26 protein-coding genes are annotated in these 24,940 nt (G+C 70.2%); 12 read left to right on the forward strand and 14 right to left on the reverse strand.

Going from position 1 to position 24,940, the window contains the following annotated elements; genetic code table 11:
- Positions 1-217 precede the first annotated feature (217 nt).
- Together ACFY5C_RS39235 and ACFY5C_RS39240 are read left to right on the forward strand one after the other, a co-directional pair.
- Positions 218-643 carry a GtrA family protein gene (locus ACFY5C_RS39235; RefSeq protein WP_389454699.1) on the forward strand — a complete coding sequence of 142 codons (426 nt, stop codon included), beginning with the start codon at positions 218-220 and terminating at the stop codon, positions 641-643.
- Positions 631-1,632, forward strand: a complete 1,002-nt coding sequence (locus ACFY5C_RS39240) for a YihY/virulence factor BrkB family protein (RefSeq protein ID WP_389454551.1) — start codon at positions 631-633, stop codon at positions 1,630-1,632. Before ACFY5C_RS39235 ends, ACFY5C_RS39240 begins: the two co-directional genes overlap by 13 nt.
- Here ACFY5C_RS39240 and ACFY5C_RS39245 read toward each other — a convergent pair.
- The gene (locus ACFY5C_RS39245; protein ID WP_389454554.1) at positions 1,580-2,866 is read right to left on the reverse strand and encodes a D-alanyl-D-alanine carboxypeptidase family protein; all 1,287 of its coding nucleotides are present in this window, start codon (positions 2,864-2,866) and stop codon (positions 1,580-1,582) included. The genes ACFY5C_RS39240 and ACFY5C_RS39245 overlap by 53 nt on opposite strands.
- 91 nt (positions 2,867-2,957) lie before the next feature.
- Between ACFY5C_RS39245 and ACFY5C_RS39250 the strand changes: the two genes are divergently transcribed.
- From ACFY5C_RS39250 to ACFY5C_RS39265, 4 genes are all read left to right on the forward strand, one after another.
- Positions 2,958-3,197 carry an SCO4848 family membrane protein gene (locus tag ACFY5C_RS39250; RefSeq protein WP_389454557.1) on the forward strand — a complete coding sequence of 80 codons (240 nt, stop codon included), beginning with the start codon at positions 2,958-2,960 and terminating at the stop codon, positions 3,195-3,197.
- Positions 3,198-3,254: 57 nt separating this feature from the next.
- The gene (locus tag ACFY5C_RS39255) at positions 3,255-4,979 is read left to right on the forward strand and encodes a metallophosphoesterase (RefSeq protein ID WP_389454561.1); all 1,725 of its coding nucleotides are present in this window, start codon (positions 3,255-3,257) and stop codon (positions 4,977-4,979) included.
- Positions 4,980-5,216: 237 nt separating this feature from the next.
- Positions 5,217-6,776, forward strand: a complete 1,560-nt coding sequence (locus tag ACFY5C_RS39260; protein WP_389454564.1) for an ABC transporter substrate-binding protein — start codon at positions 5,217-5,219, stop codon at positions 6,774-6,776.
- A gap of 168 nt (positions 6,777-6,944) precedes the next feature.
- Positions 6,945-7,352 (forward strand): ATP-binding protein, encoded by a 408-nt coding sequence (locus ACFY5C_RS39265; protein WP_389454566.1) that lies wholly within the window; start codon positions 6,945-6,947, stop codon positions 7,350-7,352.
- A gap of 50 nt (positions 7,353-7,402) precedes the next feature.
- Here the strand turns inward: ACFY5C_RS39265 and ACFY5C_RS39270 are convergent, their stop codons facing one another.
- On the reverse strand, positions 7,403-8,860 hold the full coding sequence (locus ACFY5C_RS39270; protein ID WP_389454569.1) for an ATP-binding protein: 1,458 nt from the start codon (positions 8,858-8,860) through the stop codon (positions 7,403-7,405).
- Positions 8,857-9,546, reverse strand: coding sequence for a response regulator transcription factor (locus ACFY5C_RS39275; protein WP_389454572.1), 690 nt, complete (start codon positions 9,544-9,546; stop codon positions 8,857-8,859). Before ACFY5C_RS39275 ends, ACFY5C_RS39270 begins: the two co-directional genes overlap by 4 nt.
- Positions 9,547-9,711: 165 nt before the next feature.
- On the opposite strand from ACFY5C_RS39275, the gene ACFY5C_RS39280 reads away from it, so the two are divergent.
- A complete protein-coding gene (locus ACFY5C_RS39280) occupies positions 9,712-12,156 on the forward strand; it encodes an MMPL family transporter (RefSeq protein WP_389454702.1) in 2,445 nt (814 codons plus the stop codon).
- 18 nt (positions 12,157-12,174) lie between these two features.
- On the opposite strand, the gene ACFY5C_RS39285 is transcribed toward ACFY5C_RS39280, so the two are convergent.
- The 5 genes from ACFY5C_RS39285 to ACFY5C_RS39305 form a co-directional block, all read right to left on the reverse strand.
- Complete coding sequence (locus ACFY5C_RS39285) at positions 12,175-12,972, reverse strand: TetR/AcrR family transcriptional regulator (RefSeq protein ID WP_389454575.1); 798 nt, start codon at positions 12,970-12,972, stop codon at positions 12,175-12,177.
- Between the two features lie 37 nt (positions 12,973-13,009).
- The gene (locus ACFY5C_RS39290) at positions 13,010-14,026 is read right to left on the reverse strand and encodes a trypsin-like serine peptidase (protein ID WP_389454578.1); all 1,017 of its coding nucleotides are present in this window, start codon (positions 14,024-14,026) and stop codon (positions 13,010-13,012) included.
- A 195-nt stretch (positions 14,027-14,221) separates the two neighbouring features.
- The gene (locus tag ACFY5C_RS39295) at positions 14,222-14,785 is read right to left on the reverse strand and encodes a thiol-disulfide oxidoreductase DCC family protein (RefSeq protein WP_389454581.1); all 564 of its coding nucleotides are present in this window, start codon (positions 14,783-14,785) and stop codon (positions 14,222-14,224) included.
- Positions 14,786-14,789: 4 nt separating this feature from the next.
- Positions 14,790-15,197 (reverse strand): hypothetical protein, encoded by a 408-nt coding sequence (locus ACFY5C_RS39300; RefSeq protein WP_389454584.1) that lies wholly within the window; start codon positions 15,195-15,197, stop codon positions 14,790-14,792.
- Positions 15,198-15,329: 132 nt separating this feature from the next.
- A complete protein-coding gene (locus tag ACFY5C_RS39305; RefSeq protein ID WP_389454586.1) occupies positions 15,330-15,740 on the reverse strand; it encodes a VOC family protein in 411 nt (136 codons plus the stop codon).
- Positions 15,741-15,808: 68 nt separating this feature from the next.
- Here ACFY5C_RS39305 and ACFY5C_RS39310 point away from each other — a divergent pair, with 68 nt between their 5' ends.
- On the forward strand, positions 15,809-16,201 hold the full coding sequence (locus ACFY5C_RS39310) for a hypothetical protein (RefSeq protein WP_389454589.1): 393 nt from the start codon (positions 15,809-15,811) through the stop codon (positions 16,199-16,201).
- A gap of 162 nt (positions 16,202-16,363) precedes the next feature.
- Here ACFY5C_RS39310 and ACFY5C_RS39315 read toward each other — a convergent pair whose 3' ends face one another.
- From ACFY5C_RS39315 to ACFY5C_RS39335, 5 genes are all read right to left on the reverse strand, one after another.
- Positions 16,364-17,125 carry a succinate dehydrogenase iron-sulfur subunit gene (locus ACFY5C_RS39315; protein ID WP_383613769.1) on the reverse strand — a complete coding sequence of 254 codons (762 nt, stop codon included), beginning with the start codon at positions 17,123-17,125 and terminating at the stop codon, positions 16,364-16,366.
- A complete protein-coding gene (sdhA, locus tag ACFY5C_RS39320; RefSeq protein ID WP_389454593.1) occupies positions 17,125-18,879 on the reverse strand; it encodes a succinate dehydrogenase flavoprotein subunit in 1,755 nt (584 codons plus the stop codon). Before sdhA ends, ACFY5C_RS39315 begins: the two co-directional genes overlap by 1 nt.
- A gap of 22 nt (positions 18,880-18,901) precedes the next feature.
- Positions 18,902-19,396 (reverse strand): succinate dehydrogenase hydrophobic membrane anchor subunit, encoded by a 495-nt coding sequence (locus ACFY5C_RS39325; RefSeq protein ID WP_389454596.1) that lies wholly within the window; start codon positions 19,394-19,396, stop codon positions 18,902-18,904.
- Between the two features lie 8 nt (positions 19,397-19,404).
- Entirely contained in the window at positions 19,405-19,785 is a 381-nt protein-coding gene (sdhC, locus tag ACFY5C_RS39330) for a succinate dehydrogenase, cytochrome b556 subunit (RefSeq protein WP_079052045.1), read from the reverse strand.
- Between the two features lie 187 nt (positions 19,786-19,972).
- Positions 19,973-20,548, reverse strand: a complete 576-nt coding sequence (locus ACFY5C_RS39335; protein ID WP_389454599.1) for a 2-oxo-4-hydroxy-4-carboxy-5-ureidoimidazoline decarboxylase — start codon at positions 20,546-20,548, stop codon at positions 19,973-19,975.
- Between the two features lie 225 nt (positions 20,549-20,773).
- Here ACFY5C_RS39335 and ACFY5C_RS39340 point away from each other — a divergent pair, with 225 nt between their 5' ends.
- The 3 genes from ACFY5C_RS39340 (at position 20,774) to ACFY5C_RS39350 (ending at position 23,719) form a co-directional block, all read left to right on the forward strand.
- Positions 20,774-22,387 (forward strand): glycoside hydrolase family 20 protein, encoded by a 1,614-nt coding sequence (locus ACFY5C_RS39340; RefSeq protein WP_389454704.1) that lies wholly within the window; start codon positions 20,774-20,776, stop codon positions 22,385-22,387.
- A 90-nt stretch (positions 22,388-22,477) separates the two neighbouring features.
- Positions 22,478-22,981 carry a hypothetical protein gene (locus ACFY5C_RS39345; RefSeq protein ID WP_389454601.1) on the forward strand — a complete coding sequence of 168 codons (504 nt, stop codon included), beginning with the start codon at positions 22,478-22,480 and terminating at the stop codon, positions 22,979-22,981.
- Between the two features lie 117 nt (positions 22,982-23,098).
- Positions 23,099-23,719 (forward strand): hypothetical protein, encoded by a 621-nt coding sequence (locus tag ACFY5C_RS39350; protein WP_389454604.1) that lies wholly within the window; start codon positions 23,099-23,101, stop codon positions 23,717-23,719.
- Positions 23,720-23,873: 154 nt separating this feature from the next.
- On the opposite strand, the gene ACFY5C_RS39355 is transcribed toward ACFY5C_RS39350, so the two are convergent.
- On the reverse strand, positions 23,874-24,335 hold the full coding sequence (locus ACFY5C_RS39355) for a DUF1877 family protein (protein WP_389454607.1): 462 nt from the start codon (positions 24,333-24,335) through the stop codon (positions 23,874-23,876).
- A 167-nt stretch (positions 24,336-24,502) separates the two neighbouring features.
- Between ACFY5C_RS39355 and ACFY5C_RS39360 the strand changes: the two genes are divergently transcribed.
- Positions 24,503-24,886, forward strand: coding sequence for a hypothetical protein (locus ACFY5C_RS39360; protein ID WP_389454610.1), 384 nt, complete (start codon positions 24,503-24,505; stop codon positions 24,884-24,886).
- Positions 24,887-24,940: the final 54 nt, after the last annotated feature.

The raw sequence follows: 24,940 nt of genomic DNA on the forward strand, positions 1-24,940 counted from the left end.
CGTGTGGAGGGGCCGGCGTGAAATGGCCGGCGTGCGTGCGGGGCACGGCGCAAGTGAGGAGGGCGGCACGACTGCGCGGGAGGGCGGAGGTGAGGGGGGCGGCACGCCTGCGTGGGAGGGCGGACGTGACGGAGATGGCTCGCGTGTGGGGGAGTTCTGGGGCGAGGCGGGGGGTACGCGTGCGTGGCAGGACAGCGGTGAGCGGGGCGGTACGCGTGTGTGGGGCGACCGGCGGGAACTCCTCGGCTTCGCCACCGTCGGGCTGCTCGCCTACGGCGTCGACCTCGCCCTTTTCACCTGGCTGCGAGGCCCGGCCGCCCACGACCCCCTCACCGCCAAGGCCCTCTCCTTCGTAGCCGCCTGCACGGTCGCGTACGCCGGGAACGCGCTCGGCACCTACCGCCACACCCAGTCGACGGGCGTGCGCCCGTACGCCCTCTTCCTCGTGGTGAACATCGCCGGGGCGGCCGTACAGATGCTGTGTCTCACCGTGAGCCACTACGGTCTCGGCCTCACCTCCCAGCGTGCGGACACGGTGTCCGGAGCCGGAATCGGGATGGCGCTGGCTACGGTCCTGCGGTTTTGGGGCACACGGACATTGGTCTTCCGGAGGGAGGGCAGAGTCGGATCATGGACTGGCTGAAGAAGCTCCCCGTCGTCGGGTCCGCGGCGGCCTGGCTGATGACCACGCACGTGTGGCGGTCGTACGAGCGCATGGACCGGGTGAAGTGGACACGGCTGGCCGCCGCGATGACGTTCACCAGCTTCGTGGCGCTGTTCCCCCTGCTCACCGTGGCCGCGGCGATCGCTGCCGCGACGCTCAGCACGGAGCAGCAGAACAAGCTCGAGGACAAGATCGCCGACCAGGTGCCCGGCATCTCCGACCAGCTCAACATCGACGCGCTGGCGCAGAACGCCGGCACCATCGGCCTCATCGCCGGCGCCCTCCTGCTGTTCACCGGCATCGGTTGGGTCACCGCCACGCGCGAGTGCCTGCGCGCTGTGTGGGAGCTGCCCGACGAGGAGGAGAACCCCATCCTGCGCAGGGCCAAGGACTTGGGCGTCCTCCTGGGCCTCGGCGGCGCCGTGCTGGTGACGATCGCGGCCTCCACGGTCGCCTCCGCCCTGGTCGGCTGGATCACCCGGCAACTGGGCATCGACGAGGGCGGCTGGGGCGGGGTCCTGCTGCAGATCGCCGCGTTCCTGGTCGCCGTACTCGCCAACTTCCTGCTCCTGCTGTACGTGCTGACCCTGCTGCCCGGCGTCGAACCGCCGCGCCGCCGGCTGATCGTGGCCGCACTGATCGGCGCGATCGGGTTCGAACTGCTGAAGCTGCTGCTCAGCGGCTATATGCAGGGCGTGGCCACGAAGAGCATGTACGGCGCGTTCGGCGTGCCCGTCGCCCTGCTGCTGTGGATCAACTTCACCTCGAAGCTGGTGGTGTTCTGCGCCGCCTGGACGGCGACGCAGAGCAAGGAGGTCGAGCTCGCCGAAGATTCCGAGAGCCCCGGCGAGCCCGAGACGGGTGGGCCCGAGAAGAATGAGCTCGGGAAGCCCGAAGTCAGGAACGGCCCCGAAGTCAGGAACGGCCCCGACGCCGCACCAGGTCGGGCAGCGGCCACCGGCGGTTGATCAGGAACGCGCCCGCCGCGAGCAGCACCAGCGCCCCGCCGGTGATCCCGAGCGCGATGCCGACGCCGCTCGAGCCGTCCGTGGCCGAGGCCCCCACTGCCGACTTCGAGGACTTCTCGGCGTCCCCGGTGCCGCCGGCCTCCCCGGCGTCGTTCGCACCCGGCTGGGCGGTGGCCTGTGCTGCGCTCTTCGGCGGCACCAGCTCACCCACCGGCTGCACCTTGCCGGCCGCCTGGAAGCCCCAGTCGAAGAGCCTCGCGGTCTCCTTGTAGACCTCGTTGTGCTCGCTCTTCTCCGGGTTCATGACGGTGACGAGCAGCACCTTGCCGTTGCGCTCGGCGACGCCGGTGAAGGTGGAGCCGGCGTTCGTGGTGTTGCCGTTCTTGACACCCGCGATGCCCTGGTAGACGGAGATGTCGGAGTCGCCGCTGAGCAGCCGGTTGGTGTTCTGGATCTCGAAGGTCCCGCGGACGGACTTGCCCTTCTTGTTCTTCTTCGTCTCGCCCGGGAACTTGGCGCTGACGGTCGAGCAGTACTCCCGGAAGTCCTTCTTCTGCAGCCCGGAGCGCGCGATCAGCGTCAGGTCGTACGCCGACGAGACCTGGCCCGGAGCGTCGTAGCCGTCGGGGGACACCGCGTGCGTGTCGAGGGCCTGCAGTTCCTCGGCGTGCTCGTTCATCTCCTTGACGGTCTTGTCGATTCCGTCGTTCATCTTCGACAGCACGTGCACGGCGTCGTTGCCGGAGCGCAGGAAGACCCCGAGCCACAGGTCGTGGACGCTGTACGTCTCGCCCTCCTTTATCCCGACCATGCTGGAGCCGGACCCGACGTCCGCCAGGTCGGACGGGATGACCTCGTGCTCCATGGTCTTCGGGAACTTCGGCAGCAGCGTGTCGGCGAACAGCATCTTCATGGTGCTCGCCGGCGCCAGCCGCCAGTGCGCGTTGTGCGCGGCGAGCACATCGCCGGACTCAGCGTCGGCGACGACCCAGGAGCGGGCGGTCAGGTCCTTGGGCAGGACGGGGACGCCGCCCGCGAGGTTCACCTGGGTGCCGGGTTGCCCCAGCCGCTCGCCGCCCACGGTCGACATGTTCGCCGGGGGAGTGGCCGACGGGCTCGTACTCGGGGACGGCTTGGGGGCCGCGTGGGAGACGGGCGCGGTCAGCGCGAGGGACGACACGACGGCTGAAGTGACCAGCAGGGCTCGCCCGGTGGTCTTCTTGGGTGCGGACACGAGCGAGAACGTACATGCCGTTCCCATGGAAGTCCCGCTTCTGTCCCCACCCCGCTCGGAGGGCCGGACACGCGACGGCGATACTGAACGCATGAAGCTCAGCCGCCCCGTCTCCTGGTTCCTGCTCGCCTTCGGGGTGTGGAGCTGGGTCATCTGGGTCACTTTCGTCAAAAACCTGATCAAGGACAGCAGCGGGCTCGCGTTCGACGACGGTCACCCCACGGCGTACTTCTGGGTGCATCTGCTGCTCGCCGTCGTCTCCTTCGTATTGGGGACGGCCGTCGGGGTCATCGGGTTGCGTGGAGTGCGCGCACTGCGCCGGACGTCATAGGAACTCGGCCATCGCGCCGGGCGTTCACTCAGCACGCAACGGAAAGGGAACGTCGGCGTGGTCATCGTCTTCGCGCTTGTCGCACTGCTGGTGCTGTCCGTCCTGGTGGCGGGCAACTGGTGGCTGTGGCGCCGTCTGTTCCGCGACACGACCCGCGGCCCCGGGTTCGTGCGCCGCGCGGGCGTGCTGGTCATCGCCGGTGGCTGGACGCTGACGATCGGGGCCCTCGTCGCCGAGCGCTCGGGCGCGCCCTTCTGGCTCCAGCAGGTCCTGGCCTGGCCGGGCTTCCTGTGGCTGGCCCTGTCGATGTACCTGATGCTGGGCGTGCTGGCGGGCGAGGTCGTACGACCGCTGCTGCGACGGTGGCTCGAACGGCGGGCTCGCGCGGGCGAGCCGGACCCGGTCCCGGGACCGGTGGGCGTGACACCGGCCACGTCCCCCGAAACGGGGACAGCCGACCGCCAGACCCTCTCCCACGGGTCCGGCCCGACGCCGACGCGTACGGCTGCCTCAGAGGCGGCGCCTACGGCCGTCCCGCCTGGGACGCCCACGGCGGGCTCGGCCGCGGCACGTACGACAGGCTCGCCCACGGCGGGCTCGGCCACGGCACCTACGACAGGCTCGACCGCGGCGCCCTCGGCGGGCATCACCTCAGCGACCAGGACCGGCGGGGCCTCAGCCCTCACGACCGACCCGTCTCCGGTCCCCACCACCAGCCCGTCCCCGGCGTCCGTGACGCACCCGCTCCCGGCATCCGCGAACGGATCGGCCTCGGCGACTGCGACCGACCCGTCTCCCGTGTCCGCGACCGACCCGTCCCCGACATCCGCGAACGGATCGTCCCCCACATCCCCGAACGGATCGGCGCCGGCGTCCGCGAACGGATCGGCGTCCGCGACCGCCCCGGCCCCCGCCCCCACCCCCACAGCCCCCGCCCCCTCCCGCCCCCTGGCCACCCCCACCCGCCGCCTCTTCGTCTCCAGAGTCGTCGCCGGTGCCGCCGCCGCGGCGGCCGTGGGGACCGTCGGTTACGGCTCATACGGCGTACTGCGCGGCCCCAAGGTGAAGCGGGTCACCGTCCCGCTGGCCAAGCTCCCGCGTGCGGCTCACGGTTACCGGATCGCCGTCGTCAGCGACGTCCACCTGGGCCCGGTCCTGGGCCGCGGTTTCGCGCAGAAGGTCGTCGACACGATCAACGGCACGCAGCCCGACATGATCGCGGTGGTCGGCGACCTGGTGGACGGCAGCGTGAAGGACCTCGGCCCGGCCGCGGCCCCGCTCGCCGGGCTCCGGGCGAGACATGGCGCGTTCTTCGTCACCGGCAACCACGAGTACTTCTCCGGCGCCGAGCAGTGGGTCGAGGAGGTACGCCGCCTGGGCCTGCGCCCCCTGGAGAACGCCCGCACCGAACTGCCCCACTTCGACCTGGCCGGCGTCAACGACGTCGCGGGCGAGAGCGAGGGCCAGGGCCCCGACTTCGCCAAGGCCCTCGGCGACCGGGACACGGCACGCGCGTGCGTGCTCCTCGCGCACCAGCCGATCCAGATCCACGACGCCGTCGACCACGGCGTCGACCTCCAGCTCTCCGGCCACACACACGGCGGCCAGCTCTGGCCGGGCAATCTCGTCGCGGAGCAGGCGAACCCCACCCTGGCCGGCCTGGAGCGGTACGGCGACACCCAGCTGTACGTCAGCCGGGGCGCGGGCGCCTGGGGCCCTCCGACGCGTGTGGGCGCCCCGTCGGACATCACGGTGATCGAGCTGGCGTCCCGTCAGGCCTGACGACGGCTGCCCGATCCGCACAAGGCCCGCCCAACTCGGCTCACCCTGCCTGTGAATGAACTACGGGCCACCTGTGAAACACGGCCGAAACGCCCGTAGGTAAGTTCTTTCCCATGTCACCAGAATCCTCTTCCCCCTGCTGAAACACGTGTGATTAGGTGTGCGCGCCGCCAAGGGGAGGCGGCGCAATTCACTGCTCATGCGGGGCCCGTCCAGGGCCGGGGAGAGGGCACACCCATGCGTTCGGTTCGCATGCGGATTCTCGCGACGCTGCTCGTGCTGGCGGCCGTGGGAGTGGGCGGCTGGCAGCTGTTGCCGTCGCAGCGGGACGAGAACAGGACCATCACGGTCGGCACGACGGACGCCGTCACGTCGCTCGACCCGGCCGGCGCCTATGACGCAGGCTCGTGGGCTCTGTTCAACAACGTCTTCCAGTCACTGCTGACGTTCGAGCCGGGCGGCGTCACACCCGTGCCGGACGCGGCCCAGAGCTGCGAGTTCGTCGGCAGCGACCTGAGCACGTACCGCTGCGAGCTGCGCGAGGGACTCACCTTCCCGAGCGGGCGCGCCATGACCGCGCAGGACGTCAAGTACTCCTTCGACCGGGTCAAGCGGATCAAGTCCGACGTCGGCCCGTCCGCCCTGCTGGACACCCTAGGCTCGGTGAGCGCCGGCGGCCGGATCGTCACCTTCCAACTGTCGTCGCCCGACGCCACGTTCCCGCTCAAGGTGGCCACCGGGGCGGGCGCCATCGTGGACCGCGAGAAGTATCCGGCCGACGCGCTGCGCACCGACAACGCTGTCGACGGCACCGGTCCGTACACCCTGTCCGCGTATACGAAGGACAGCAAGGCCGTCCTCGCGCCCAACTCCCTCTACAAGGGGGCCCTCAAGGAAACCGGCCGCCCCGTCGAACTGCGCTACTACTCGGACGCGGACGCCCTCGACAGCGCGTGGCAGGCGAAGCGGATCGACGTCGCCACCCGCACGCTGCCGCCCGAGGTCCTCGCCGGTCTGAACTCGGCCGACCCGGGCCAGCGCGTCTCCGAGGCCGACAGCTCCGAGATCCGCAATCTGTACTTCAACACCCGCAAGGGCTCGCCCCTGAACGACGTCCGGGTCCGGCAGGCCCTGGCCTGGCTGATCGACCGCGAGCGGCTGGCGGCCACGGTCTACAAGGGGACCGTCGACCCGTTGTTCTCGCTGATCCCGACGGGCATCACGGGCCACACCACCTCGTTCTTCGACAGCTACCCCAACCTGAGCCCCGCCAAGGCGCGCGCCCTGCTCGACGAGGCCGGCGTCAGCCTGCCCGTCCGTTTCACCTACGGCTACGCCACCGGCCGTGGCGCCGCGACCGCGGAGGAGGCCGCGGAGATCAAGCGGCAGCTGGAGGCGAGCGGGCTGTTCGAGGTGACGGTCAAGGGCTACGAGTGGACCGACTTCCAGAAGCGCTGGGCGAGCGGCAAGCTCGACGCCTATGCCGTTGGCTGGGTCGCCGACTTCCCCGATCCGGACACCTACGGCGGCCCGCTCGTCGGCACCGGGAGCACCATGAACACCGGCTACAGCGACAAGGCCGTCGACCGGCTGATCACGGCCAGCCAGCAGTACGCCGACCGCAGCGAGGCCACGAAGGACTTCCGCTCGCTGCAGGAGGCCGTCGCCCGCGACGTCCCCGTGATCCCGCTGTGGCAGGCCAAGGAGTACGTGGTCACCAGCGAGGACGTCGGCGGTGGTCAGTATCTGTCGGACGGCACCGGCCTCTTCCGGCTCTGGAGCCTCAACTGGATCTGAGTCCCATCCGAGCCCTGACGTCCCATCGAGTCCTGACGTCCCATCCGAACTCTGACGTCTCACCCGGATCTGACGCGATCTCGCGGCCTTGACATTCGCCCGGTGATGCCAGGGGGCCGCTCGGCGCTGCACCATGTGTCGAAGGTGTGCGCGGGGTGAGGAGCAAACGTGCTGAGACGCAACGCCTTCCGGCTGCCCCGGCACCCGGCGTCCGTAGGTCTCGCCCGGCGCCGGGTCCGGGACCATCTGGCCGACTGGGGGCACGGGCCGCGGGATCCGGCTCTGGAGGACGCGCTGCTGCTCGTCTCCGAGCTGGCCACCAACGTCGTACGCCACGGCCCGCTGCTGGAGCGCGAGTTCGAGGTGGCCGTGACCGCGCTCGCCGACGGGTCCTGTCTGATCGAGGTGTCGGACGAGGGTCAACTCGCGCCACGCTTAAGGTCGGTGAGGGAGTCGGAGGAGACCGGCCGCGGCCTGCATCTCGTGGAGAACCTGGCCGCGGCGTGGGGCGTGTGGAGCCGCGGGCGGCACGGGAAGACGGTGTGGGCACTCGTCCTCGCCCACGCCAGCCCATGAGACCGGCAAGCTTTACGACCGTAAAGGCGCGGGGGTACAGGCGCGCACCGTCACCGCGACGGCAGCGACACCGTCACCGCCAGCCCTTCACCCGGCGCGGTCCGCACCGCCACCTCCCCGCAGTGCGCCTCCACCACGCCCTGCACGATCGCCATCCCCAGCCCGCTGCCCGCGCCCCCGCCGGCCCGGAAGAACCGGTCGAAGACACGTGCCGCGTCCTCCTCGCACAACCCCGGCCCCTTGTCCGCGACACACAGCCGTACGACGCCGTCCTCCCGCTCCACCCCCAGCCGCACCGGCACCTCGGCCGGCGTGTGCGTGCGGACGTTGCTCAGCAGGTTGCCCAGCACCTGCCGCAGCCCCGACTCGTCGGCGTGCACGAGCAGGGTGCCGTCGGCATCGACGGTGATGGGCCGCTCCGGCTGCTGCACCCGCAGGTCCTCGGCGGCCTCGCGCACGAGACGGCTCAAGTCGACGTTACGGAAGCGCAGTTCGGGACGCTGGTCGAGGCGGGCGAGGGTGAGCAGCTCGTCGACGAGGCGCCCCATGCGGTCGACCTCGCCGTGCATCCGGTCCCAGGCACGTCTGCGTTCGGTCGGGCCGGTGAGCATCCCTTTGTCGTACAGCTGGAGGTACCCGCGTATCGCGGACAGCGGCGTGCGCAGTTCGTGCGAGGCGTCGCCGACGAACTGGCGCAGCTGCGCCGCGCTGCGCTCGCGCGTGCGGTAGGCCGACTCGACCTGGTGGAGCATGGAGTTGAGGGCGACCCGGAGCTGTTCCACCTCCAGGGTCGAGTCGCGGCTGGAGGGGATTCGCCGGGTCAGATCGCCGTCGGCGATGGCCGACGAGGTCTCCACCATGCTCTCCAGCGGCCGCATCCAGCGCAGCACGCTGATCATGGTCAGGCAGGCGAGCAGCGCCAGCAGCAGGGCGCCCACGGCGAGATCCATCCTCAGTGCCTTGCCCATGCCCTCGTGCAGGCCCTCGGTCGGCATGGCGATCAGCACGACGGTGCCGTCCGACAGCCGTGCGCCGACCATCCGGTGGCGGTCACCCTCGACCCGTACGTCCCGTGGCTCCTCGTCGGCGGCGAACGCGACCGGGTCCTTCGCCGCGGCGGCGAGGGCGTGCTGCCGGGGCGTCGGCTGCAAGGGGCCCAGGGCCACGGGCTTTCCGCCGGAACCGACCGCGACGTACACCATGCTCGGGCTCGGCAGCGGGTCGGTGTCCGTGGCTCCGCCGCCGTTGAACCTGTCCAGCGCGATGCCCAGTTCGCTCAGCGACTCGATCTGCCGCAGGGTGAACCCGGCGTTGCTCAGTGCGGTCCGCGCCCCTTGGAGTTCGGTGTCGACCTTGTCGAGCAGGTAGAACCGCGCGGTCATCAGGCTGACCGCGGTCGCCACGACGATGCCGACGGCCAGCAGCGCCACGTTCGCCAGCGTCAGCTTGCCGCGCAGCGAGTGGATGCCGCGCCGGCGGCAGACGTCGAGGATCCCGGCGAGCCTCATGCCAGCCCGTATCCGACGCCCCGCCGAGTGGTGATCACCGGCGGCCCCAGGGTGTCCAGCTTGCGCCGCAGATAGCTGATGTAGGTCTCCACGACGGTCGACTCGGGCGGTGTGTGCTCGTACTGCCAGACGTGGCGCAGGAGTTGCTCCTTGGGCACGATCCGGCCGCCGTTGCGCACCAGGAAGCGCAGCAGGGCATACTCGGTCGGGGTGAGTTCGACGGTGCGGTCCGCGCGGCGGACCGAGTACGTCGTCTCGTCCAGCTCCAGGTCGCCGTACCGCAGGGGCGGTCGCTGGGGCAGGACGTCGGCCGGGCGGGTGCGGCGCAGGACCGCCGTGACGCGGGCTATGACCTCGTCGATGTTGAACGGCTTGGTGATGTAGTCGTCGCCGAAGCCGAGGGCGCCGACGATCTCGGCGGGGGAGTCGCGCGCGGTGAGGAAGACGAGCGCCAGGTCGGGGCGCCGCTCGCGCAGTTCACGCCCGAGCGCCCGGCCGTCCCCGTCCGGGAGCATGACGTCGAGCAGCGCCGCGTCGGGGCAGGTGCGCTCGACCAGCGTGAGCGCCTCGCGGACCGTGCCCGCGGTCATGACCTCGAAGCGGTGGTAGCGCAGGGCGATCGCGAGGACGTCCGCGATGCTCTCCTCGTCCTCCACGATCAGCACGGTGCCGGAAGCCGTCGTCATGCCCCCAGTATCGGCTGCACCACTGACAGTCGGGTGGGCCGGCCGCTTTGGAGTTCCTTGAGAGTCATGGCCATCGCCTGCCACGCACGGGCCGCGCCGCCAATCCTGTTGCCCAGGACCTGGGGGACCGACCGAACCGAATAAGGAGCGTTGAGCGTGGCGGCATTGGCACGGTGGTGCTATCGGCACCGGCTGGTGGTCCTGTTGCTGTGGTTGGGGGCACTGTTCGGCCTGGGGGCGGCGAGTTCGGCCGCGGGCACGAACTACGCGAACGTCTTCTCCCTCCCGAACACGGACTCCACGACCGCGTACGAACTGATGGAGAAGGCCTTCCCGGAGCGCGCGGGCGACACCGACACGGTGGTGTGGAAGGCGGACGGGGACGCCGGGGAGTCCGTCCGGGACGAGTCCGTACGCTCCCGGATCGAGCCCGCGCTCGAGGAGATCGGGCGGATGAAGGGGGTCGGTGAGGTCACCGACCCGTACGCGGCGCAAGGGGCCGCGCAGATCAGCCGGGACGGGCGGATCGCGTACGCCCAGATCACCTTTACCGAGCAGGCGAACGGCATCCCGAAGGAGCTTATCGAGGACGTCGTCGACACGGCGCAGGCCGCCGAACGCGACGGGCTCCAGGTCGAGCTGGGCGGCCAGGCCATCGCCCGTACCCAGGAGCCGCCCCAGGGCACGGCGGAGGCGGTCGGCATCCTCGCCGCCGCGGTCGTGCTGTTCCTGGCGTTCGGCTCGCTGTTCGCGATGCTGCTGCCGATCGTCGTGGCGATCGCGGGAGTCGGCACCGGCCTGATCGGGACGATGCTGCTCAGCCATGTCACGGACGTGCCCGAAGTGGCCCCGCTGCTCGGCTCGTTGATCGGCCTCGGTGTCGGCATCGACTACGCCCTGTTCATCGTCACCCGGCACCGGCGCGGCATCCTGCGCGGGATGAAGCCCGAGGAGTCGGCGGTGACGGCCCTCAACACCTCAGGGCGCGCGGTGCTGTTCGCGGGCGGCACGGTGTGCATCGCGCTCGCCGGCATGCTGGTGATGAACATGCGGTTCCTGGACGGCGTGGTCGTCGCGACCTCCCTGACGGTCGTCCTGAGCGTGCTGGCCGCGATCACTCTGCTGCCCGCCCTGCTCGGCCTGCTGGGCATGCGTGTCCTCAGCCGCCGGCAGCGGCGCCGGCTCGCCGCCGCGGGACCGGAGCCGGAGGAGGCGAGCGGCCTCGCGGCGCGCTGGTCGGCGTACGTCCAAAGGCGACCGCGGCGGCTCGCGGCGCTGGCCGTCGTGGTCATGGCGGTCCTGGCGATCCCCGTGCTGTCGCTCCGCCTGGGCGCCACCGACCAGGGCAACCACCAGGAGTCGACCACGACCCGGCAGGCCTACGACCTGCTCGCCGAGGGCTTCGGGCCCGGCGTCAACGGCCCGCTCCAGGTGGTCGTCGAGGGCGACGCCCCCGCCGGCCTGGTCGACGGCATCAGGTCCACCGAGGGCGTCGCCCAGGTGGCCGCGGTCCCGCCCGCGAACGGCGTCACGGTCATCCAGGTCGTACCGACCACATCACCCCAGTCCGAGCAGACGGACCGGCTGATCGACCGGCTGCGCGACGACGTGATCCCGAAGTCCGGGGCCGAGGCACATGTGGGCGGAGTGACGGCGGTCTTCAAGGACTTCGCCTCGGTGACCGGCGACCGCCTGCCGTACTTCGTCGCGACGATCATCACGCTCGGCTTCCTGCTGCTGATGGTGGCCTTCCGGTCGCTGGTGGTGCCGCTGACGGCCGCCCTGATGAACCTCATCGCTGCAGCTGCGTCCTTCGGCGTCCTGGTGGCGATCTTCCAGTGGGGCTGGGGCACCGAGCTGATCGGCGTCGGCAAGGAGGGCCCGATCACGTCGTTCCTGCCGGTCATCATGCTGTCCCTGCTGTTCGGCCTCTCCATGGACTACCAGGTGTTCCTGGTGAGCCGTATGCACGAGGAGTGGGTGCACACGAAGGACAACGCGCGTGCGGTACGCGTCGGCCTCGCGGAGACCAGCCGGGTCATCAACTCGGCCGCCCTGATCATGATCTGTGTGTTCAGCGCGTTCGTGCTGAGCGGCGACATGGAGGGCGCGATGGCGGGCATCGGCCTTGCGGCCGCCGTCGCCCTGGACGCGTTCATCCTGCGTACGGCCCTGGTGCCGGCCGCGATGCACCTGCTCGGCAAGTCCAACTGGTGGTTGCCGGACTGGATGGAGAAGCGGCTGCCGCACCTGGCGGTCGAACCGAAGGAGGACGCGCCGGCGCCGGCGACCGAGGAGGAGCCGGCCGGGGCGGGCCGGGCCTCGGTCGTGCACGGGTACGTCCGCACCGCTGACGGTGAGCCGGTCGACGGTGCGGCGGTGACGCTGCTGACGAAGGGCGGGCGCCAGGTGGACCGGGTGACGTCCCTGGCGGACGGCTCGTACATCGTGTCCGTGCCGGCGCCCGGGACGTATCTGCTGGCGACGACCGCTCCGTCGTACGGGTCGCGGGCGGGGCAGGTCGTCGTGGCGGACGGGCCGCTCGTGCACGACGTCGAGCTGGCCGAGGGCGAGGTGGACGCCGCGCCGCGCGGGGGCGGCGTCAACTGACCGACGCGGAAGGAAGCTTCAGGGGCGCTCGTCCTCGACGGGCGCCTCCTTGCCCTTCGTACCGCCCTTCGTATCGCCCTTCGTCCGGCCCTTCGCCGGGTCCGGCAGCGCGTTCGTCATCCCCGGCAGGAAGTCCGTGAACAGCTCGTGCACGTCGCGCACCAGCGGCCGCAGCACCCGGAACCGCGCCAGCGCCACACCCCGGGCAGTGAGCCGGGCGGACCGCTCGGCCAGCCGATAGCTGCGCTCGCGCCCCTCGGTCCGGTCGAAGATCCAGTACAGGACGAGCCCCATCTGGCCGAGCCACATCATCTCGGGCAGTACGTCCCTCAGGTCCTCGGGCACCTTGGTCTTCGCCGAGCCCGCGAGCACCTGCCGGTGGATGTCGATGGCCTCCTCGCGCGCGTGCTCCGACTCGGCGGAGAAGGGGCTGAGCGGGCTGTCGGGATCGGCGGCGTTCTTGAAGAACTGCACCGCGAACTCGTGGTACGGCGTGGCGATGTCCAGCCACACCTTCAGCACCCCCGCGAGCCGCGCCTCCAGGTCGCTCTCGCGGGCCAGGACGTCCCGGATCGCCGCTCGGTGCTCGGCGGCGATCCGGTCGTAGAAGCCCTGGATCAGGTGTTCCTTGCCCGCGAAGTAGTAGTACGCGTTGCCGACGGAGACCCCGGCCTCCTGGGCGATCGCCCGCATCGTCGTCTTGTCGTAGCCGCGCTCCTGGAACAGCCGCATGGCCGTCTCCAGGATGAGCGCACGGGTCTGCTCGGACTTGCTGGGCGCATCGCCCTGTTCAGGGCTGTCGTTCTTCGAGGACACGGAAAGAGAGCCTAACGAGTGGCGTTTCGGCCGCCGGTCAGGAGGCCTGTGCCGCCTGGTAGAGGTTCTGGGCGTCGGCGCCGAAGTACGGGCCGTACATCCGGTTCGGCAGGAAGTTGTACTTGAAGCTGTTCACCGAGGACAGCAGGCCGGTGCCCGTGGCCTCGTTGAACTGAGTGAACCAGGGGCCGCCGCTGGAGCCGCCGGTCATGTTGCAGTTCATGCCGTGGTCGTTCGACAGCAGGAAGTCCCGGTTGGTGTTGCCGCTGCAGTAGATGAACTTCTCGCCGTCGTACGGGGCCGCGGCCGGGAAGCCGAACGCGTACATGCGCAGGTTGTAGCCGGTGTTGAAGGCCAGCCCCTGTCCGCCGACGACGTCCGTCAGCAGTTTGCCGTCCAGCGGGGCGACGACCGCCGCGCCGACGTCGTAGTTGATGTCCTCGCTCGCCGTCCACTGCGGAGTGGACAGGGTCTTCGACGCGGTCCAGCGGCCATGAGGGGCCTGCCCGTCGTGGTAGCCGGGCACGAAGACCCAGTTGGTGTGCCAGGCGCCCTCCAGCTTCACGCAGTGGCCCGCCGTGATCACGGTGCTCTTGTTGGCGCTGGTGACGGCGTTGCCGGAGCAGGACGCCGTACGGCCCTGGTACGTGAAGAAGACGCGGCCCGCGGTGGATACGACCGCTCCGCCGCCGGTCCACTGGCCGCCGCTGTGCGGGAAGGCCAGGAGGCCGATGTCGGAGGCGGTGCGGCCGGCCGGCGCGCTGGGCGCGACGGTGGTCGCCGTGCCCTTGCGGGGCGCCGAGCCGCCGTCGATGTGCCCGTTCACGGTCGCCAGGTCGAGCGGGGTGGCCGCGCGCATCCGTTCCGATGTCCAGAACTCACGGGCCTGCTGCTGCGCGCCGGCCGAGACCGAGCTGACGCCGGTCGGGCTGTCCGACCTCGGCGCGGCGCCCGCGGGTGCGGCGAGGGCGCCGGCGGTGAGCAGCGCGGTGACGCCGACCAGAGCGCCGAGGAGGGGGCGGGGTATGCGGGTGACGCGGGGTATGCCTCTCACGCGTACTCCTTCTGCGATGGGGGACCGGGCGACCGGGTGGGGCGCCGCCCGGCGGACGACAGACAGTCGGTGCGAGTGCGCAGTGGTGAACGGGGGGCAGCGTGCCAACCCCAGGACGGTTTTGGAAGGGTGCATGCCAAACCGATGTCCCAAAACATGCCGTTCAGGACGAGTTGGTCCCGCTCGGCACCCGCCTCATCGGGTGGCGCAGGTGCCGCTCTCGCAGCCCGGCGGCTCGTACGTCCAGCCCCGGCTCGTGTCGTACGACCACCCGTCCGCACGCCGGTAGGTCCGCCCGCCCTGGCGCGTACCGTCCCACTGCGCCCCTCGCCACTTGGCGGCTGCGAGCACGGCCCCCCTGGCGAGCCGTGCCCCCGACGGAGTGCTGAGGCGATGCGCGAGCGGCCGGTGCTCGCGCAGGGCCCACAGCGTGACGATCCAGGCGGCGCCGCCCCGGTAGACCTGCCCCGCGGCGCCGACGACGGTGATCTCGGCGAGGGTGGCGCTGTGGTCGAGCCCGGGGTAGCGCCGCCGCGCGTCGTCGGACCCGGCCGCCACGAAGTCCAGCGGCACCAGCTGAGGCTGCCGCACGAGCCAGTCGTGCAGGAAGGTGCACAGGGAGCACTGGGCGTCGTAGAGGACGGTCAGGCGGCGGACCGGAGGACCGGGCGTGTCGGTCGCGGCGCGGTCCGCCACGGCGTCCGTCCTGCCGGTCGCGTCCTTGCCGATCGCGCCCCTGCCGGTCGCCTCGCCGGGCATCCGGTCACGCCCCGGCCGACGGAGCGACCCACTCCTGCGGCGCGACCGGCGGCGTCTGCTCCCGCTCCATGACGCTGCGCCGCCGGATCTTGTTGAGCACGTAGACGTTGCTCAGGTGCATCACGCCGAGGACCAGGAGCACCACACCGAGCTTGGTCGACAGGGCCTCGAAGACCCCGCGAATGTCCACGACGGTGTCGTCGTCGCTCAGGTACAGGGCGACGAAGCCGAGGTTAACGAGGTAGAAGCCGACCACCAGCAGGTGGTTCACGGCGTCGGCGAGCTTCTCGTTCCCGCGCAGCACGTCGGCGAGGAAGATCCGTCCGTTGCGGCTGAGAGTGCGGGCCACCCAGATGGTCAGGGCGATGCTGACGACCAGGTAGATGACGTAGGCGATGACCGTGCGGTCCATGACGCCTCCCCCTCCTTGAACACGTTCAAAATGCTGACAGTGACGACTCTAGAGCTGTCTTTGAACGTGTTCAACTCGATTGCGTGAGGCCTGCGTCACGCACCACTTCAGGGCGGCCCGCCGTGACCTCGGTCAGGGCCTGCGCCCGAGCATCGGCCGTTTGGAGTAGTCCGTGAACCCGACGACGTTCCCCCAGGGATCGGCGATCTCGACCGTCCAGCCGGTGGCCACGGAGGCGGGCTCGTCGAGCAGCACGATGCCCCGCTCACTCAGCGCCCGTGCCGCCGCACGCGCGTCCGGCACCTCCAGCCATACGCGCGCGGAGGGCCAGGGCGGCGGCCGGTACGTCACCCCTTCCTCGGTGCGCAGCAGGATCCCGGGCGTCTCGCCGCCGACCTTCAGCCCCGCGATCCCGGCCTCGTCGAGCCGGAACCCGACCGCGAACCCGGCGCGCTCGTAGAACTCGAGGGCCTCGGCCAGGTCGCCGACCGGCAGCAGCACGTTGTCGAACCCGAGCAGTTCGTACGACTCGTCATCTGACATACCGTCAGGGTAAGGCGATGATCGGCAGGAACCGGTGATTGTCAGTGGTGGCTCGTACCGTCGTCGTCATGGGAATCGTGACGTTCGTCGACGAGACGACAAGCGGGGGCCGCAGCGACGGCTGGGGGCTCGAGATCGCCGAGGAGCGGCTCACCGTGCGCGAGTTGATCCGGCGCCGGGTGCTCCGGGAGGTCACGGAGTACAACGCGCGCACGCCGGAGGTCTTCCAGGGGCTGGTGCAGCCGAAGGACGCGGACCGCATGCCGAGCGGGTATGCGGGGCGCACCCGCCGCAGGCTGGACCCCGAGGCCCAGACCGAGCAGGCGCTCAAGGCCTTCGCCGGCAACGGATTCCTCGTACTCGTCGGCGACCGTCAGGTCACCGACCTCGACGACGAGATCGAGCTCCGCCTCGGTACCGAGATCACGTTCCTGAAGCTCGTAGCGCTGGTGGGCGGCTGAGGACCGAGTCGCTCACATTCGCCGAGATGGCCGACGGCCACTGGGGTCACAAGCTGTAAAGAGCGCGCACGCCCCAGCGTGTTCCGCCGTGCGTACCCCGAACACCACAGGGCCCCGTTCCCGAAGTGACGGAAACAGGGCCCTGATGCGAACCTGGGAGGGTCAGAACCGCCGAGTGATCAGCGCCTTCTTGACCTCCGCGATCGCCTTCGTGACCTCAATGCCGCGCGGGCAGGCGTCCGTGCAGTTGAACGTCGTGCGGCAGCGCCACACGCCGTCCTTGTCGTTGAGGATCTCCAGGCGCTGCTCGCCGGCCTCGTCGCGCGAGTCGAAGATGAAGCGGTGCGCGTTGACGATGGCGGCCGGGCCGAAGTACTGGCCGTCGTTCCAGAAGACCGGGCACGAGGACGTGCAGGCGGCGCAGAGGATGCACTTCGTCGTGTCGTCGAAGCGCTCGCGGTCCTCCGCCGTCTGGAAACGCTCGCGGGTCGGCTCGTTCGTGTCCTTCGTGATGAGGAAGGGCATGACGTCGCGGTACGCCTGGAAGAACGGCTCCATGTCGACCACGAGGTCCTTCAGGACCGTCAGGCCCTTGATGGGCTCGACCGTGATCGGCTTCTCGGGGTTGATGTCCTTGATCAGCGTCTTGCAGGCAAGGCGGTTCTTGCCGTTGATCCGCATCGCGTCCGAGCCGCAGATGCCGTGGGCGCACGAGCGGCGGAAGGTCAGCGTGCCGTCGACGTCCCACTTGATCTTGTGGAGACCGTCGAGGACGCGCTCCTTCGGGTCGATCTCCAGCTCGAAGTCTTCCCACACGGCCTCTGCGGAGACTTCCGGGTTGAAGCGGCGGACCCGGAACGTGACCGTGATGTACGGGGAGGCCGTGGACTCCGCCTCGACCTTGTCCATGACGGGGGTTGCCATCAGTACTTACGCTCCATCGGCTGGTAGCGGGTCTGGACGACCGGCTTGTAGTCGAGACGAATGGACTCCGTGCCGTCGTCGCCGACCTCGCGGTACGCCATGGTGTGGCGCATGAAGTTGACGTCGTCGCGGTTCGGGTAGTCCTCGCGGTAGTGACCGCCGCGGGACTCCTTGCGGGCCAGCGCGGAGACGGCCATGACCTCGGCCAGGTCGAGCAGGTTGCCCAGCTCGATGGCCTCCAGCAGGTCGGTGTTGAACCGCTTGCCCTTGTCCTGGATCGAGACGTTCTTGTAGCGCTCGCGCAGCTCCGCGATCTTCTCGACCGCCGTCTTGATCGTCTGCTCGGTGCGGAACACCATGACGTTGGCGTCCATGGTCTCCTGCAGCTCCTTGCGGAGCGTCGCCACGCGCTCGGTGCCGGTGGAGGTGCGAAGGCGCTCCACCTGTGCGAGCACCAGCTCCGCCGGGTTCTCCGGCAGCTCAACGTACTCCGCCTTCTGGCTGTACTCCGCGGCCGCGATGCCGGCCCGGCGGCCGAAGACGTTGATGTCCAGGAGGCTGTTGGTGCCCAGGCGGTTGGCGCCGTGCACGGACACACAGGCGACCTCGCCGGCCGCGTACAGGCCCGGGACGACCGTCGTGTTGTCGAGCAGGACCTCACCCTCGACGTTCGTCGGGATGCCGCCCATGGCGTAGTGCGCGGTGGGCTGGATCGGGATCGGGTCCGTGTACGGCTCGATACCGAGGTAGGTGCGCGCGAACTCCGTGATGTCGGGCAGCTTCGCGTCCAGCTGCTCCGGCGGGAGGTGCGTGAGGTCCAGGTAGACGTGGTCGCCCTCGGGACCGCAGCCACGGCCCTCGCGGATCTCCGTGTAGATGGAGCGCGAGACGACGTCCCGGGACGCGAGGTCCTTCATGACCGGCGCGTACTTCTCCATGAAGCGCTCGCCGTCCTTGTTACGGAGGATGCCGCCCTCACCACGGGCGCCCTCCGTCAGCAGGATGCCCATGCGCCAGATGCCGGTCGGGTGGAACTGGAAGAACTCCATGTCCTCCAGCGGCAGACCCCGGCGGTACACGGCTGCCTGGCCGTCACCGGTCAGCGTGTGCGCGTTCGACGTCACCTTGAAGAACTTGCCGGTGCCGCCGGACGCGTAGATCACGGCCTTCGCCTGGAAGACGTGGATCTCGCCGGTCGCCAGTTCGTAGGCGACCACACCGGCGGACTTCTTGACGCCGTCCACCTCGGTGATCAGCTGGTCGAGGACGTAGAACTCGTTGAAGAACTCCACGCCGTGTTTGACGCAGTTCTGGTACAGCGTCTGGAGGATCATGTGGCCGGTGCGGTCGGCCGCGTAGCAGGACCGGCGGACCGGAGCCTCGCCGTGGTTACGGCTGTGACCGCCGAAGCGGCGCTGGTCGATGGTGCCGTTCGGGGTGCGGTTGAACGGCAGGCCCATCTTCTCCAGGTCGAGGACCGAGTCGATGGCCTCCTTCGCCAGGATCTCGGCGGCGTCCTGGTCGACCAGGTAGTCACCGCCCTTGACCGTGTCGAAGGTGTGCCACTCCCAGTTGTCCTCCTCCACGTTGGCGAGCGCGGCGGCCATGCCGCCCTGCGCGGCGCCCGTGTGGGAGCGGGTGGGGTACAGCTTGGTCAGCACGGCGGTGCGGCTGCGCTTCGTGGACTCGATGGCCGCGCGCATGCCCGCGCCACCGGCGCCGACGATGACGGTGTCGTACTTGTGGATCTTCATGGTGGTTGCCTCAGCCCCGTGCCTAGCGGATGTTCGGGTCGAAGGTGAAGATCACCAGCGTGCCCAGCAGGATGGTGAACACCGTGGCGGTGTAGAGCAGGCCCTTCAGCCACAGCCGGGTGTTCGCGCGCTCCGCGTAGTCGTTGATGACCGTGCGCAGGCCGTTGGCGCCGTGCAGCATCGCGAGCCACAGCATCAGCAGGTCCCAGACCTGCCAGAACGGGGACGCCCAGCGGCCCGCGACGAACGCGAAGCCGATCTTGGACACGCCGCCGTCCAGCACCAGCTGGATCAGCAGGTGGCCGATGACCAGGACGACCAGCACGACGCCGGACAGGCGCATGAACAGCCAGGCAGCCATCTCGAAGTTGCCCCGCGTGGACTTCGGGGTCTTCTTGGTGCGCTGGCGCGGTGCCTCGATGTAGGGGGCCGGGTTGTCGACGTTGTAGAGGGACTCGCCCTCGACCGGGCCGATACCGGTGGCGGACTTGTCAGTGGTGACTGTGTTGTTCGACATCGTGCGCGTCAGCTCCCGAACAGTTCACGAGCGGCGTGGCCGAGGACGGGGTAGATCGCCCCGAGCATCAGCACGACCCACAGGCCGACGACGGACCAGAGCATCTGCTTCTGGTAGCGCGGGCCCTTCGACCAGAAGTCGACGGCGATGACGCGCAGTCCGTTGAGCGCGTGGAAGAGGATGGCGGCGACGAGGCCGTACTCCAGCAGCGCGACGATCGGCGTCTTGTACGTGGCTACGACCTTGTCGTAGTCCTCGGGAGAGACACGGACGAGAGCGGTGTCCAGCACGTGAACGAACAGGAAGAAGAAAATGAGGACGCCGGTGACTCGATGAGCCACCCAGGACCACATTCCTTCCCGGCCGCGGTACAGCGTTCCAGCCGGCACGGAAGTTCCTCCGGGAGCGGGGATTGGGGCCAGCCGGCTTGTGCTGTCGGTCGGGCCCGGCCGGGTACGGTCCACCGGCCCTCAGCATCGTATCCACGGTCGCCTGCGGCGCTGAGCGGGGGGCTGGGTATGTGATCAAAGTGGCACGCGGATGGGGGATTGGCGGCTAACCGGATGGTCTGGCCGGTTATCTGCCGGATGCGGGCTCGTTGTGGCTGGTCGCGCAGTTCCCGGCGCCCCTCAGAACCTCCACCAGGCGTCCTCTTGCAAGGCGGCGGAGTTCCTCTGCCGCCAGGACCCGCTCTTCTTCCGGATCGTTTGTCAATCGTGACCGGATGCCGGCCAGGGCTTGGTCGAGGGCCTCGTTCGGTGGGAGACCGTCCACGCAGATGACGAACGCGTGTCCGAACCTGGCCTCGTAGGCGGCGCTCGCGGCGCTGAGTGCCGTGTGGGCCGCGCCGTACACGTCGGTCGGCAGCACGGGCAACGTCTCTCCTGCCAGCGCCTGCGCCAGATCGCCCGGCATCAGGTCGTACGCGGCCTCGTCCGAAGCCGCCAGCAGGGACTCGACGTCGGGGTACGGGCGGTGGTCGGCGAGTCGGTCGGCCCAGCGGGGGCTGTGCAGGCAGGTCAGGAGGGTGCGCCGGACCGCGTCGGCGGGGGCAGCGTTGAACGCCTCCAGCGCGTCCGGGGGCGGTGGAGTGCGGGTCTGCTCGGGCAGCGACGGTATGGCGACTCGGCCAGGAAGGTGTGTGGGCGTCACGTGGTTTCGACAGGAGATTTTGGGGGAGGAGTGGCGCCACGTTACCGAGTGTGGACGTGAGGTGTCCGACGGATGCCCGAATTTCAGTCGAACGGGAGAGTTTCGGAACGCCCGCTGGACGGCCGTCGGACGGCGGGCTGAGCGCATAGGGCCTAGGTTGGCGATGTGAGCCAGCACAAGCACAGGCGCCGGGCATCGGCCACAAGGGTGTGGAAGCAGACGTGGGTGCTGATCGTCGCGGTGGTCGTCGTGACGGTCGCGGCAGGGGTGAGCCTCGGGCTCCTGGCCACCGGCGACGACGGAACGTCGGCGCAGTCGGAGCAGCGGCGGTCGGGGCCGGGGACCGGCGAGGCAGCCTCGCCCGACGCCCCGAGAGGGGCGCCAACCCCGACTCCTTCGCCCACCCGGTCGTACCCGCTCTCGAAGGCCCCCCGCACCATCCCGGCCGTGACCTCCCACACCGCCGCCCGTGGGCCCGGCTGGCGCCCCGCGCAGGGTGAGCGGGTCGTCGTGAGCGACGCGGCCCTCGCGGACGAGGGCCGGCTCATCGCCGGTGAGCTGGGGCTGAAGTACGCCGGTGAGAAGGACGACGTGCGGGCCGGGGACGTGCGGCTGGCCCTGAACGACGACGAGGGTGCGGACCCGGAGTCGTACGCCATGACCGTGCGCGGCGGGCGGGTGACCATCAGCGGGCCCGGTGAGGCGGGGGTCTTCTACGGGACCCGGACGCTCAAGCAGGAGGTCCACGACGGGGGTACGGCGCCGGAGGGCGTCGTGCGGGACGAGCCCGCCAAGCCGGTGCGCGGGTTCATGCTCGACATGGCGCGCAAGTACTTCACCGCCGACTGGATCGAGGACCGGGTGCGGGAACTCGGCGACCTCAAGTACAACCAGCTGGGGCTGCATTTCTCCGACGACCAGGGATTCCGTATCGAGTCCGAGTCGCATCCGGAGATCGTGTCCCAGCAGCATCTGACCAAGGCGCAGGTCCAGAAGATCGTCAAACTGGCTCAGAGCCGGCACATCCAGATCGTGCCCGAGATCGACTCGCCGGGGCATCTGGGCGCCGTCATCGCCGCGCACCCCGATCTTCAGCTGCGCAACGTCAACGGGGTGGCGACCCGGGGCGCCATCGACATCTCCAAGCCCGAGTCCGGCGAGATCGTCGACGACCTGCTGAACGAGTACGCCGGGCTCTTCCCCGGCAACCAGTGGCACCTCGGCGGCGACGAGTACCAGGCACTGGTCGTCTCCGACCCCGAGGCGTCCTACCCGCAGCTCGCGGCCGCCGCCCGGGAGGACTACGGCTCCGGCGGCACCGTCGCCGACCTCGCCACCGGATGGCTCAACGACCGCGCCGACACCGTCCGCGCCCACGACCGGACCCCCCGGGCGTGGAACGACGGGTTCTTCCGGGACACCTCCGTCCAGCCGGACAAGGACATCCAGGTGGCGTACTGGACGGGCAAGGAGATCGGCGCCCGGGCGCCGGTGGAGTACCTGAGCACGGGTCGGAAGGTCATCAACTACAACGACGAGTTCCTCTACTACGTGCTCGGGGAGCCGCAGACGTTCGTCTATCCGACGGGTCAGCGGATCTACGAGCAGTGGACGCCGCTGGTCCTGCGCGGCACGACGGCCGTCCCCGCCAAGTACGACGACCAGATCCTGGGCGCCTCCTTCGCCGTGTGGTGCGACCTGGCGAACGCGCAGACGCAGGCCCAAGTCGCGGCCGGGATCCGGATGCCGCTGCGGGCGATGGTGCAGAAGGTGTGGGACGCGGGTGAGCCGGAACTGTCCTGGGCCGAGTTCACGGCGCTCGCCGACCGGCTGGACTGAAGCCGCGGATTGGCCGATACGGCTGCGAACCCCCGTGCGACTGTGGTGTATTCGGCCCGAGCCGTACCGAACAGCCAGGGGGAACCGAAAATGGGGTACTGGGGGTACTTCGTCGTGGGCCGCGGGGAGCGGCCGCTGTCGGAACTGGACGCGCTGGCGGGCGCCGAGGGGATGACCCTGCGGGCCCAGGCACCCGGCGGGTGGCAGGTGTGGGAGTACCCGAGCAGCGGCGCTGACGTCGGCAGCATGAACGCCCTGGCCCTGGAGACGGGGGCGCCCGCGCTCTTCGGGTACGTCATGGACAGCGACTGCGTGGTGGTGGAGGCGGCGGCGCCGGAGAGCGGGGCGTGGACGACCTGTCTCGCGCGCGGCGCGATGGCCGGGTACCTCGGCGCCGGAACCGAGGGGCTCACGCTGGAGGACTACTTCCTCGAGCCCCCCGACGCCGCCGAGCGGGCCGTCGCCTGGGCCGCCGAGGCAGGGCACGAAGTGAACACCGAGCCGATCGTCGCCGTACTCACCGCTGATGCGGACCCTTTGGCCGAAAACCTATTCTTCCGGCTGCTCGATCGGCTGGGCGTCGTGCCCCTGTGACACTCCCGGGCCGTCGCACGCAGTAAGGGGAAGTGCGGGCTCCGTAAAGGACGGCGCTCGCCAGGGTTCTGTGCGGGGACCCCGACCCTCAGGAAAGACCCGCTTAGGGAGGCGTGGATGAGCCTGGTGGAATTGATCGCTCAGGCCGACGAACGCGGACTGGCCGCCAGCGGGTTGGCTTGTTTGGACCGGTGCGTGCCGCTGCTGGGCGGTGACGACGAGGCGCTGCGCCCGCTGTGGGCGAACCTCGCGGACGGCGGGGACTCCGCCGCGTGGGGTGAACTGCTGGAGCAGGTACGCGCGAAGCTGGGCGTCGCCGACGTCATGGACGACGCGGACGTCGAGGACGAGGCCGCCCTGCTCGCCCGGCGGATGCTGGCCGCGGCCCCGGCCGTACGGTCCGCCGCGGAGGCACGGATCTGGGCCGACGCCTGCTCCGTCGCCTCGCTGCAGATCCACCGGCTCCTCGACCCCGCGGGGGACGACTCGTCCCCGGCCGACGCCCTCCCCGAGACGATCGGTTCGGCCCGCGCGGAGGGGACCTCCGCCTCCGCCGAGGGTCGTACGCAGGGCATGTCGCCGCTCGTCGCCGCCGAACTGCGCCGCCAGATCAGCGTCCTGGAGATCCTGGCCGGGCATGGCGCGAACGGGTTGCGCCGCGCGCTGGAGGTGTCGACGGAGGGGCGGCGGGTGTTGCGGGCGGTGGTCTCCCGGCGTGCGCGGACGCTCCGGGGATAGCTCCGGGGATGGCTCCGCGGGTGGTGCCGGGCGCCTGAGGGGGCGCCGCGGGAGGTTGTCGGGCGGGTGCAGGTGCAGGTGCAGGTGCGGGTGTGTGGGGGCTTGTCGAGCAGTTGCCCGCGCCTCGCTGGGCTGCGCTGCAGAACTTGGACGTTCATGGGAGCAGGCACTTCACCACCGCGTCGCCGTAGTCCGCGGTTCGGGTGTAGAACGCCGTGAGGTCGCGGTGGGCCGCCGCGAGGATGGTGCGCACTTCCGGTTCGGGAGGGGCTGTGGTCTGCAGTGGGCGCCACAGTGCCTCGAAGTCGGTCGACCCGAGGTAGTCGGCGACGCGGGTGACCTGTGCCGCGGTGAGGATCAGGAACGGCGGGTGTTCCGGCATCGGGTGGTTCACCTGCCGGCCACCCAGAACCACGTCGGCCCGTGGCCCGTCCTTCGCCGGCCCTGCGTAGAGGGCGTGCTGCTCGGCGTACCGACGGTCCAGCAGCTCGTCGCGGTGCCGGTCGAGCCGTCGTCGCACGGTGTCCCAGTCGTCCTCGAACAGGCGCTGGAACCAGGTTGCGCTGTTGCGCAGTGCCGAGGGCGGCACCGCTCGGAGATGGAAGTACAGGCTCATCAGTGACTGGAGCGCACGGGAGCGGCCAAGCGTCACTCCCGCGTAAACCTGGTTCCTCGGGGGAGTCCTGTGACTGTCGTGGGAGCGAGGTGGGGCGGTCCTGCGCCGGTCTCGGGAAGTCGCCGGATCCGGGTGACGAATCCCAGTTCAGGCACGCTTTCCAGGGTGTGACGACTCAGCAGCAGACCAGGCCCGCAGCCGCTACCAAGCCGGTGCGGTGGGCGGCGGACGCGGTGGCGACGATGCGCGAGGGGGCGCGGCTGCGACTCGACTACTCGGCGCAGAGCTTGTGGCGGGTCGACCGGATGATCGAGGAGCTGCGCCGGGAACGGACGCCGTATGCCGCCGTGGAGAACACGCTGCGCGGTCTCGGCTCCTACGCCGGCGAGGTGATCGCCCGTCAGGCCGGCGCCGAGTGGTGGGCGACGGGCGGCGACCACTGGATCCGTACGCCCGATGGGCGGCTGTGGGATCCGATCGACGAGGCGCGGCGGTGTTTCGCGGGCGACGGGTCGCTGCGGCTGTTGTGCCGGGACGCCGTGCAGCGCTAGGCACGAGTGGCGATGACCCGGCCGGGGCTCCGTGACGGGCGGGCCCCGGCCGGG

The sequence above is a fragment of the Streptomyces sp. NPDC012935 genome (genome assembly GCF_042900345.1).
GTDB lineage: Bacteria > Actinomycetota > Actinomycetes > Streptomycetales > Streptomycetaceae > Streptomyces.

Bases quoted from the DNA above. Each gene is read 5' to 3' on its own strand.
- ACFY5C_RS39240 (WP_389454551.1), top strand. From the start codon at position 631: ATGGACTGGCTGAAGAAGCTCCCCGTCGTCGGGTCCGCGGCGGCCTGG.
- ACFY5C_RS39250 (WP_389454557.1), top strand. From the start codon at position 2,958: ATGAAGCTCAGCCGCCCCGTCTCCTGGTTCCTGCTCGCCTTCGGGGTG.
- ACFY5C_RS39260 (WP_389454564.1), top strand. From the start codon at position 5,217: ATGCGTTCGGTTCGCATGCGGATTCTCGCGACGCTGCTCGTGCTGGCG.
- ACFY5C_RS39270 (WP_389454569.1), bottom strand. From the start codon at position 8,860: ATGAGGCTCGCCGGGATCCTCGACGTCTGCCGCCGGCGCGGCATCCAC.
- ACFY5C_RS39275 (WP_389454572.1), bottom strand. From the start codon at position 9,546: ATGACGACGGCTTCCGGCACCGTGCTGATCGTGGAGGACGAGGAGAGC.
- ACFY5C_RS39295 (WP_389454581.1), bottom strand. From the start codon at position 14,785: ATGCCCGGCGAGGCGACCGGCAGGGGCGCGATCGGCAAGGACGCGACC.
- ACFY5C_RS39300 (WP_389454584.1), bottom strand. From the start codon at position 15,197: ATGGACCGCACGGTCATCGCCTACGTCATCTACCTGGTCGTCAGCATC.
- ACFY5C_RS39305 (WP_389454586.1), bottom strand. From the start codon at position 15,740: ATGTCAGATGACGAGTCGTACGAACTGCTCGGGTTCGACAACGTGCTG.
- ACFY5C_RS39310 (WP_389454589.1), top strand. From the start codon at position 15,809: ATGGGAATCGTGACGTTCGTCGACGAGACGACAAGCGGGGGCCGCAGC.
- ACFY5C_RS39315 (WP_383613769.1), bottom strand. From the start codon at position 17,125: ATGGCAACCCCCGTCATGGACAAGGTCGAGGCGGAGTCCACGGCCTCC.
- sdhA (WP_389454593.1), bottom strand. From the start codon at position 18,879: ATGAAGATCCACAAGTACGACACCGTCATCGTCGGCGCCGGTGGCGCG.
- ACFY5C_RS39325 (WP_389454596.1), bottom strand. From the start codon at position 19,396: ATGTCGAACAACACAGTCACCACTGACAAGTCCGCCACCGGTATCGGC.
- ACFY5C_RS39345 (WP_389454601.1), top strand. From the start codon at position 22,478: ATGGGGTACTGGGGGTACTTCGTCGTGGGCCGCGGGGAGCGGCCGCTG.
- ACFY5C_RS39350 (WP_389454604.1), top strand. From the start codon at position 23,099: ATGAGCCTGGTGGAATTGATCGCTCAGGCCGACGAACGCGGACTGGCC.
- ACFY5C_RS39355 (WP_389454607.1), bottom strand. From the start codon at position 24,335: ATGAGCCTGTACTTCCATCTCCGAGCGGTGCCGCCCTCGGCACTGCGC.